Origin of the sequence: Edwardsiella piscicida (assembly GCF_001896205.1) — a bacterium.
In the GTDB taxonomy this organism is placed as follows: Bacteria; Pseudomonadota; Gammaproteobacteria; order Enterobacterales; family Enterobacteriaceae; genus Edwardsiella; species Edwardsiella piscicida.
This window is the reverse complement of the sequence record NZ_MPNU01000001.1, coordinates 2726239-2734632: the sequence shown is the minus strand read 5'-3', so window position 1 is coordinate 2734632 and position 8394 is coordinate 2726239. Positions and strand designations below refer to the sequence as shown.

Here is an 8394-nt window from a genome sequence, read left to right as displayed (position 1 = left end):
GAAAGTCAACGCCTTGGGCCGCCAGCGCATCGTAGGTGCGCAGGGCGTAGGGAAAGGCGCGGGCGTAAAAGCGCTCCAGCGCATCGCCGCGGCCGTTCAGCAGGGGATAGAGCGCCCCCTGACGGTTGCCGGAGGCGCCCAGCGCCCCCTGCGGATCGGCGCAGTAGAGGGTGACGCGACTGCCGCGCCGCTGCAGCGCCAGGGCGCACAGGGCGGCGGCGATGCCGCCGCCGATCAGCGCGACCTCCTCCGGGCGGCGGGCCGCCGGGCGGGCATACCAGGGCACGCGCAGCGCATCGGGCGGTAGCGCCGCGGGGCGCCGTCCCGCCAGACACTCCCGCTTTTGCCCAAATCCTTTGACTTTGCTGACCTCGAATCCGGCCTGGATCAGGCCGCGGCGCACAAATCCGGCGGCGGTAAAGGTAGCGAAGGTCGCACCGGGCCGGGCCAGACGCAGCATGGCGTCGAAGAGCGCCTGGGTCCACATATCCGGGTTTTTCGCCGGCGCAAAGCCATCCAGAAACCAGGCGTCGACGTGACCATGAAGGCCGTCGGGCAGCTGCGGTAGCAGTGCGTTGACGTCGCCGAACCACAGATCCAGCGTGATGTGCGGCGCCGGGTGCAGACGGTGACAGCCGGGCAGGGCGTCAGGCCATACGGCGTACAGCTGTTCGCTGAGTTCCGCCAGCTCCGGCCAGGCGGCGTGGGCGGCGCGCAGGTCGTCGCGGCACAGCGGGTACTTTTCAAAGCTAATGAAGTGCAGGCGCGGCGGTCCCTGATCGGGATGCGCCCGTTGGAAGGCCTGATGCGCCTGCCACAGGGTGAGAAAGTTCAGCCCGGTGCCGAAGCCGGTTTCGGCGACGGTAAAGTCAGGACGCCCGGGCTCACGCCAGCGCTGCGGCAGTCCGTTGCCCTGCAGGAAGACGTGGCGGGTTTCCGCCAGTCCGTCCTGATTGGAAAAGTAGACGTCGTCAAACTGCTGCGAAACAGGCGTACCCTGTTGATTCCAGCTCAGCGATGCACCCTGTATCGATGTATGGTTCACATTTTTTTACCGCTAAATCAGCCAGTGGATGATTTTAACGGTCTGTGCCCGGGGCGGCAAATTTAGCGCTATCTGGTTTTACCAGCGCTGATCGGACTTGCCTCGGCGTACAGGTGTACGCTAAAGTGCGTTGCAAATCCCGAATGACAAAAATTTTTTCAAGAGGTAATAGATGAAACGTGCAGTGATTACTGGCTTGGGTATTGTTTCCAGTATCGGTAACAACCAGCAGGAGGTGCTGGCGTCTCTGAAAGAAGGGCGTTCGGGGATCACCTTTGCGCCTGAACTGCAGGAAGCCGGCATGCGTAGCCAGGTCTGGGGCAACATCAAGCTGGATACCGCTGGCCTGATCGACCGCAAGGTGATGCGTTTTATGAGCGATGCGTCGATCTACGCCTTCCTGTCGATGCAGGAAGCGATCAAGGACTCCGGTCTGAGCGACGACATGGTTTCCAACAACCGTACCGGGCTGATCGTGGGCTCCGGCGGCGGTTCTCCGCGTAACCAGGTTGCCGGCGCTGACGGCATGCGCGCCCGCGGTATCCGCGGCGTGGGGCCGTATATGGTGACCAAGGCCATGGCCTCCGGCGTTTCCGCCTGTCTGGCCACGCCGTTCAAGATTCGCGGCGTTAACTACTCCATCAGCTCCGCCTGCGCCACCTCGGCTCACTGCATCGGCAACGCCGTTGAGATGATCCAACTGGGCAAACAGGACGTGGTCTTTGCCGGCGGCGGTGAAGAGATGTGCTGGGAGCTAGCCTGCGAGTTTGACGCGATGGGCGCGCTCTCTACCCATTACAACGATACGCCGGAAAAAGCGTCTCGGACCTATGACGCCAAGCGCGACGGCTTTGTCATCTCCGGCGGCGGCGGCATCGTGGTCGTAGAAGAGCTGGAGCACGCGCTGGCGCGCGGTGCGCACATTTATGCCGAGATCGTCGGCTACGGCGCGACCTCCGATGGCTATGACATGGTGGCACCGTCGGGCGAAGGCGCGGCGCGCTGCATGCATATGGCGATGCAGGGGCTGGACAAGCCGGTGGATTACCTGAACGTACACGGCACCTCTACCATGGTGGGCGACGTGAAAGAGCTGGGCGCCATCCGCGAAGTCTTTGGCGACCATACGCCGGCGATCTCCTCGACCAAGGCGATGACCGGTCATGCGCTGGGTGCCGCGGGGGTTCACGAAGCCATCTACACCCTGCTGATGCTGGAACACGGCTTTATCGCGCCGAGCATCAACATTGAAGAGCTGGATGAGCAGGCCGCCGGGATGGACATCGTTACCGCCACCACCGAGCGCGATCTGGATGTGGTGATGTCCAACAGCTTCGGCTTTGGCGGCACCAATGCGACGCTGGTGATGCGCAAGTACAAATAAGCTCGCCACCGTTATGATGAAAACCCGCCGCGGCGGGTTTTTTTATGCCTGGCGTCCGGCGTTTGAATGGGTAACACTCATAGCAGCGGCGCGTCTGCGCCGCTGCTCTTAGCGAAAGGAAACACCATGGGACAGCTTAATCACTATGCCATCGCCTACCAGCAGATCCGGGCACTGATCCGTTATCCGGAGTCGCTGTATCAGTTTTTGGCTCGCCAGTGTACCCACCACGATCGGGCGCTGGATCTGGGCTGCGGCAGCGGTTTTTCGACCGCTCGCCTGCAGACCTATTTCTCTCAGGTTATCGGCTGCGATCGCGATGAGACGCTGGTCGCTCAGGCGCGGGATAACTACCCGCAGCTCAATTTTAGCGTCGAGTCCGCCGAGCGCTATGTCCCGCCTCAGCCGGTCGATCTGTTGACCTGCGCCACGGCGTTTTACTGGATGGATCGTCCGCTGATGCTCTCGCGGATGCCGCAGCTGCTGCTGCCGGGCGGGGTTTTTTGCGCCTACCGCTACGAGTTTCCGCTGGTGTACGGCCCGCTGCGCGACGTGGTGGAGTATGAGCTGGCGACGCGCTGGGCGCCGTTTCGCGATCGGCGTCTGGTGGACTATGACGATACGCTGGAGCTGATGCAGATCCAGCCACAGCTACAGCACAGCCAGCGCCATCTGTTTCCCAATATTCTGACCCTGAGCGTGGCGCAGCTGGCGACCTTTTTCCTGTCGACCAGCTATGTCACCCGCTATATGGAGGAGCAGGGCGGGCCGGAGTACGCCAAGCGGCTGATGGCGCTGCTGTCGGCGGGGGGAGAGCGCGATGTGCGGGTGAACTTTGACGTGACGGCGTTCGTCTGTCGCCTGCGTCGCTAGCGCGCCGCGCCAACGACAAAGACGCCCCGGCGATGAGGCCGGTGCGTCTGGGCTATCTTTAGGCGGTGAGCTTAGGCTTTCGGCGCCGCTTTTTTGTGATGGGTCTTCTTGGCGGCCTGCGCTTTCTGCGCTACGGCCGCTTTCTTGTGGTGAACCTTCTTGGTGGCCTGTGCCTTCTGCTCTACGGCCGCTTTCTTGTGGTGAACCTTCTTGGCGGCCTGCGCCTTCTGCTCTACGGCCGCTTTCTTGTGGTGAACCTTCTTGGCGGCCTGTGCCTTCTGCTCTACGGCCGCTTTCTTGTGGTGAACCTTCTTGGCAGCCTGCGCTTTCTGCTCGACGGCGGCTTTCTTGTGGTGCGCTTTTTTCGCGGACTGAGCTTTCTGCTCGGTCGTGGCTTTTTTATGGTGCTTTTTGGTGCCGTGGTGTTTTACGGCGCCCGCCTCTTTGGCCGCCGGGGCGGCGCTTTGGGCTGCAGGGGCAGCGACCGGTGCCGCGGTCTGTTCGGCGGCAAATGCGGCGGAAGAGAGACCCATTGCAGCAGCGACAACCAGAGCTAATACTTTATTCATTTTTCCTGTCCTCAAAATTTGCCGTTTGGTAAGCCCCCACTGGAGCCGTTGAGGATATGTTAGGCAGCGGCGCGGCGATTGTCCGTGTGTGTTTGGTGTCGGTAAGTAACCGTATGTACAACGGCGCTGAGCCGCGTCCCATCCGCGCTCAGCGCGGCGTCTGCGCCGCCAGCCAGTGGGCCAGCAGCGCCAGAATGTACAGCTTTTCTCCGCCGCTCAGCGCCCGGCCGCGCGGAATATGGTGCCATTTTTCCAGGCAGCCGCGGCAGCAGGTGGCGGTGGCGTGCTGCGCCACAAAGACCGGGTGCCCACGCATGGGGGTCTGCTTGCCATCGTTGGGGATCTGGGCGGGGGCCAGCCGCGCATCGATAAAGTCCCGGGCGTGGCTCAGGATCAGGGGCAGGCCGTTACGCTGTAGATAGCGCCATTCGTCGGCGCTGAGCCGAAAGCGGCAGCGGAACGGTGAACGCCGTAGCCGTTGCCAAACGGCGGTTGAGAAGGGGGGCACGCGAGACTCCTGATGAGAAAGAGGCCCTACCATGCCGCGTTTGTCGGCGGATGACAATCGCTGCGTGGCCGCGGCGTCCGCTCTCTCTCCTGTGTCGGTGCCCACGCAGCTCCGGGGGCGGGGTGCTGTCCCCAAGGATCGTTCGTGTCCGTGGTTAGGCGGCGCGCGCATTTGGTGGCAGAATAATCTGTCCTGAATCCATAGCGTATGCCGCAGGGGAGAACCGATGAAAATTGTGGTTGATGAGAATATGCCGTATGCCGAGGCGCTGTTTGGGCGCCTTGGCGAGGTACAGGCCGTGCGTGGCCGCCCGCTGCCCGAGGCCGCGCTGGCCGGGGCCGACGCGCTGATGGTGCGTTCGGTGACCGCGGTCAATCAGGCCCTGCTGGCGGGGCATCGCGTTCGCTTTGTCGGCACCGCCACCGCCGGCACCGATCATGTGGATACGGCCTGGCTGGCGCAGGCCGGCATCGGCTTTTCCGCCGCCCCCGGCTGTAACGCCATTGCCGTGGTGGAGTATGTCTTTTCTGCCCTGATGCTGCTGGCGGAGCGAGATGGCTTTGCGCTGCGCGATAAGACCGTGGGGATCGTCGGGGTTGGCAACGTGGGCAGTCGACTGCAGCGCCGCCTGGCCGCGCTGGGGATCCGCACGCTGCTGTGCGATCCGCCGCGCGCCGATCGCGGTGACGACGAGGTTTTTCACAGTCTGGCGGATCTGCAGCGCGAGGCGGATATCATCACCTTCCACACGCCGCTAAACAAGCAGGGGCCCTATCGCACGCTGCACCTGGCCGACGCGGATTTTCTGCGCGGGCTGCCGCCGGGACGGATCCTGATTAACGCCGGGCGTGGCGCCGTCGTCGACAATGCGGCGCTGCTGCAGGCGCTGGAGGCGGGGCAGGATCTGCGGGTGGTGCTGGATGTCTGGGAGCCGGAGCCGATGCTGTCGCTGCCGCTGCTGGCGCGGGTGGACATCGCGACGCCGCACATCGCCGGATACAGTCTGGAGGGAAAGGCGCGCGGTACCACCCAGGTGTTTGAGGCCTTTAGCGCCTTCCTGGGGCAGCCGCAGTCGGTGCCGTTGGCCTCTCTGCTACCGCCGCCGCCGGTCGCCAGCGTACGCATTCACGGGCAACCCGATCAGGCGATGCTCAAACGTCTGATGCATCTGGTGTATGATGTGCGCCGTGATGATGCACCGCTGCGCCGCGTCGCCGCGCAGGAGGGCGAATTCGATCGCCTGCGTAAACACTATCCGGCGCGCCGCGAGTGGTCATCGCTGCAGGTACTGTGCGACGATCGCGCCTGCGCCTCGCTGCTGACGGCGCTGGGCTTTGACGCCCGCGTCGCCTGAGCAGACAATTGATGCTTATCGCCAGTGCGCCCAGGCGGCGGACTGGCGATTTTTGATGGGCTATTGACAGGGACGGCGGCGTGGACCGCCGTCCGGGAGAGTATGAGAATGAGCGAAGGCTGGAATATTGCCGTATTGGGGGCAACCGGCGCCGTCGGTGAAGCGTTGCTGGAGCAGATGCAGCAGCGCGATCTTCCGCTGGGTGAGATCTATCTGCTGGCCAGCGAGCGCAGCGCCGGGGAGAGCGTGCGTGTCGGCGGGCGTCAGGTGACGGTGCAGGATGCGGCCACCTTTGACTGGGCGCAGGCCCAGCTGGCGTTTTTTGTCGCCGGACGCGAGGCCTCGCTGCGCTATGCCGAGGACGCCGGCAACGCCGGTTGTCTGGTGATCGACAGCAGCGATGCCTTTGCGCTGGAGGCGGACGTGCCGCTGGTGGTTCCGGGCGTGAATCCCCATGCGCTGGCGGAGTACCGCAACCGCAATATCGTGGCGGTGGCCGACAGCCTGACCAGCCAGCTGCTGACGGCGATCCATCCGCTAAGCGCTGAGATCGGTCTGGCGCGCATTGGCGTAACCTGCCTGCTCTCCGCCTCGGCCCATGGTAAGGCGGCGGTGGATGAGCTGGCCGGGCAGAGCGCGCGCCTGCTCAACGGCATGCCGTTCGAGCCGGGCCTATTCCAGAAGCAGCTGGCGTTTAATCTGCTGCCGCTGCTGGCGGATCCCCAGGGCAGCGTGACCGAAGAGCGTCGTCTGGTGGAGCAGGTGCGTAAGGTGCTGCAGGAGCCGGGGCTGCCGCTGACGGTCAGCTGTATCCAGTCGCCGGTGTTCTACGGCCATGCCCAGAGCGTGCATCTGGAGACCCTGCGCCCGCTCAGCGTGGAAGAGGCGCGGGAGCGACTGACGCAGTCGGACGATATCCGCCTGAGCGAAGAGGATGACTACCCGACCCAGGTCGGCGACGCCTCGGGCAATCCGCATCTGAGCATTGGCTGCGTACGCAATGACTACGGCATGCCGGAGGCCCTGCAGTTCTGGTCGGTGGCGGACAATGTCCGCTTCGGCGGGGCGCTGATGGCGCTGGAGGTGGCGGAGCGCCTGATGCAGGAGTATCTGTACTGATGTCGCAGCAACCGTTGACCGGGCAGACATCGTGCCCGGAATATACTCTGGCGCTGGGGATCGAGTATGACGGCAGCCGCTACGCCGGCTGGCAGCGTCAGCGGGAGGTCGACAGCGTTCAGGCGCGCCTGGAGGCGGCGCTGTCGCGCGTCGCCAGCGAGCCGGTGACGGTGTTCTGCGCCGGGCGTACCGACGCCGGCGTCCACGCTACCGGTCAGGTGGTGCACTTTACCACCCATGCCCTGCGTCAAGAGGGCGCCTGGACCATGGGCGTCAACGCCCATCTCCCTAAGGATGTCGCGGTACGCTGGGTCAAGAGCGTTAGCCCCGATTTTCACGCGCGCTTTAGCGCGACGGCGCGCCGCTATCGCTACGTCATCTATAATCATCGCTATCGCCCGGCGGTGCTGCAGAGCGGGGTGACCCATTGCTATCTGCCGCTGGACGCTGAGCGCATGGCGCGCGCCGGGCAGGCGCTGCTGGGGGAGAATGACTTCAGCGCCTTTCGCGCCGCCCAGTGTCAGTCGCGAACCCCGTGGCGCAACGTCTCCCACCTGAGGGTCAACCGCTACGGTCCCTACGTGGTGGTCGATATTAAGGCCAATGCCTTTGTGCACCATATGGTGCGTAATATCGTCGGCAGCCTGCTGGAGGTGGGGTGTGGCAATCAGCCGGAAAGCTGGATCGCCGAGCTGCTGGCGGGCCGGGATCGTACCCTGGCCGCTGCGACCGCCAAGGCGGCCGGGCTGTATCTGGTCGCCGTGGACTACCCGGCCCAGTTTGCCCTGCCGCAGCCGCCGATGGGGCCGCTGTTTCTACCCGATTAATCTCCGGAGCCGTTATGGAATACCTACAGTGGATTGTTGATTTTATTCTGCATATTGATGTGCACCTGGCGCAGCTGGTCGCACAGTATGGCGTGTGGATTTACGGCATACTCTTTTTGATCCTGTTCTGCGAAACCGGCCTGGTCGTGACGCCGTTCCTGCCCGGCGATTCGCTGCTGTTCGTCGCCGGTGCGCTGGCGTCGCTGCCGAGCAACGATCTGAACGTGCACCTGATGGTGCTGCTGATGGTGATCGCCGCCATCGTGGGCGATGCGCTGAACTATACCATCGGTCGTCTGTTCGGCGAGCGGCTGTTCAGCAACCCCCACTCGCGGGTGTTCCGTCGCAGCTATCTGGATAAGACTCACGCGTTTTATGAACGCCACGGTGGAAAGACGATTATTTTGGCGCGTTTCGTGCCGATTGTGCGTACATTTGCGCCGTTCGTCGCCGGGATGGGGCATATGTCCTACCGTCACTTCGCCGCCTATAACGTGATCGGGGCCCTGCTGTGGGTGCTGCTGTTTACCTATGCCGGCTACCTGTTCGGCAATGTGCCGGTGGTGCAGGAGAACCTGAAGTTGCTGATCGTGGCGATCATCGTGGTCTCCATCCTGCCCGGGGTGATCGAGATTTGGCGCCATCGGCGTCAGGCGCGGCGGAATAAGGTCACAAAATAACCGCATCGCGCTCACCTAAAGTGGGTAAAAAATGT

9 protein-coding genes are annotated in these 8394 nt (G+C 63.5%); 6 read left to right on the top strand and 3 right to left on the bottom strand.

Annotation, left to right across the window (positions count from 1 at the left end; genetic code table 11):
- On the bottom strand, positions 1 to 1045 hold a 1045-nt coding region (mnmD, locus tag BRD58_RS18250), incomplete at its 3' end, for a tRNA (5-methylaminomethyl-2-thiouridine)(34)-methyltransferase MnmD (protein ID WP_236721598.1).
- 172 nt (positions 1046 to 1217) lie between these two features.
- Here mnmD and fabB point away from each other — a divergent pair.
- Entirely contained in the window at positions 1218 to 2429 is a 1212-nt protein-coding gene (fabB, locus tag BRD58_RS12500; protein WP_015461944.1) for a beta-ketoacyl-ACP synthase I, read from the top strand.
- Positions 2430 to 2555: 126 nt separating this feature from the next.
- Positions 2556 to 3302 carry a class I SAM-dependent methyltransferase gene (locus tag BRD58_RS12495; RefSeq protein WP_012849249.1) on the top strand — a complete coding sequence of 249 codons (747 nt, stop codon included), beginning with the start codon at positions 2556 to 2558 and terminating at the stop codon, positions 3300 to 3302.
- Between the two features lie 71 nt (positions 3303 to 3373).
- Here the strand turns inward: BRD58_RS12495 and asr are convergent, their stop codons facing one another.
- Positions 3374 to 3871: an acid resistance repetitive basic protein Asr gene (gene asr, locus BRD58_RS12490; protein WP_069578964.1), complete on the bottom strand. Its 498-nt coding sequence runs from the start codon at positions 3869 to 3871 to the stop codon at positions 3374 to 3376.
- A 148-nt stretch (positions 3872 to 4019) separates the two neighbouring features.
- On the bottom strand, positions 4020 to 4379 hold the full coding sequence (locus tag BRD58_RS12485) for a DUF4186 domain-containing protein (protein ID WP_078057746.1): 360 nt from the start codon (positions 4377 to 4379) through the stop codon (positions 4020 to 4022).
- 226 nt (positions 4380 to 4605) lie between these two features.
- On the opposite strand from BRD58_RS12485, the gene pdxB reads away from it, so the two are divergent.
- The 4 genes from pdxB to BRD58_RS12465 all read left to right on the top strand — a co-directional run bounded on the left by pdxB (position 4606) and on the right by BRD58_RS12465 (position 8359).
- Complete coding sequence (gene pdxB, locus BRD58_RS12480; RefSeq protein WP_012849246.1) at positions 4606 to 5733, top strand: 4-phosphoerythronate dehydrogenase PdxB; 1128 nt, start codon at positions 4606 to 4608, stop codon at positions 5731 to 5733.
- Between the two features lie 108 nt (positions 5734 to 5841).
- Positions 5842 to 6852, top strand: a complete 1011-nt coding sequence (locus BRD58_RS12475) for an aspartate-semialdehyde dehydrogenase (protein WP_069578959.1) — start codon at positions 5842 to 5844, stop codon at positions 6850 to 6852.
- Positions 6853 to 6866: 14 nt separating this feature from the next.
- A complete protein-coding gene (gene truA / locus BRD58_RS12470) occupies positions 6867 to 7679 on the top strand; it encodes a tRNA pseudouridine(38-40) synthase TruA (RefSeq protein WP_015461939.1) in 813 nt (270 codons plus the stop codon).
- 14 nt (positions 7680 to 7693) lie between these two features.
- Positions 7694 to 8359, top strand: coding sequence for a DedA family protein (locus BRD58_RS12465; RefSeq protein ID WP_012849243.1), 666 nt, complete (start codon positions 7694 to 7696; stop codon positions 8357 to 8359).
- The last annotated feature ends 35 nt before the right edge of the window (positions 8360 to 8394 follow it).